General features: G+C 65.8%; 2 protein-coding genes. One reads left to right on the top strand and one right to left on the bottom strand.

Features of this window, described 5'->3' with window-relative positions:
• Positions 1-242, top strand: a 242-nt coding sequence (locus DD1DGNOD_RS29470; RefSeq protein ID WP_241255722.1) for a M24 family metallopeptidase, incomplete at its 5' end; no start/stop codon positions are given.
• A 17-nt stretch (positions 243-259) separates the two neighbouring features.
• Here the strand turns inward: DD1DGNOD_RS29470 and DD1DGNOD_RS14395 are convergent.
• Complete coding sequence (locus DD1DGNOD_RS14395) at positions 260-709, bottom strand: MarR family transcriptional regulator (protein ID WP_346434325.1); 450 nt, start codon at positions 707-709, stop codon at positions 260-262.
• Positions 710-894 lie beyond the last annotated feature (185 nt).

Genomic DNA, 894 nt, shown 5'->3' with positions numbered 1-894 from the left:
TCGGCCGGCACATGCACGAAGACCCCCACGTCCCGAACGACGGCCGACCCGGCCGAGGCCTGCGGCTGCAGCCAGGGCTCGTCCTCGCGATCGAGCCGATGGTCACCACCGGAGGCGACGACCGGTATCGCACCGCCGCGGACGGATGGGCGTTGCACACCACCGACGGTGATCGTGCTGCTCATACTGAGCACACCGTCGCCATTACCGAGGACGGCCCCCGCATCCTCACCCTGCCCTGAGCGCAATCCATACAGGGTTAGGGGAGGTCGCTGGTGCCGCCCAGGTTGGCGATCATGCGACGCAGGACGTTGAGCGCCGCCACGTACTCGGCCGTTCCGATGCCTTCATGCATCTGTTCATGGGCGCGTGCGTTGCGATCCCTGGCCCGCAGCAGCCCGGCCTCCCCGGCCGCGGTCAGTGCCAGAGCCCCGGCGTCTTCCTTCATCCATCCGCGGGCGACCAGGTCGTCGAAGACAGCATCAAAATCGATCCCGAGGTCGTCGAACGGGACCAGCCGTTCGACGAGCTTCGCGCGGCTCCACATGCCGGGGGTGCCGGCGACATGGTTGAGCGTCCACCAGTGCGGCTGGGTGAGGTCTTCCGTGGCCAGCTCCGTGCGGATACGTCCGACCACTCTGCGGTATGCCTCGCCACTCCAGTAGCCGATGGGCTGGGAGGCAAGCTCCTGCTGGGAGTACTCCTTCATGATCAGACGGTAAAAGTTCAACTGAACTTGAGGTCAAGGCATAACAGCCGATTCACAGGGGTAGCCGGGCCCGTTGTCCCTTTACTGCTTATCTCGGTGGTCGTCTGGATGCCCACCGCAGTGGCGGGCATCCAGACGACCACCACCGACGAGCCCGCTGGGGTTCGGGAGCATCGGCGGAACAT

This window comes from Candidatus Protofrankia californiensis, assembly GCF_900634765.1.
In the GTDB taxonomy this organism is placed as follows: Bacteria; Actinomycetota; Actinomycetes; order Frankiales; family Frankiaceae; genus Protofrankia; species Protofrankia californiensis.
Note: the sequence above shows the minus strand (reverse complement) of the source record. Positions and strands in the feature narration are given on the sequence as shown.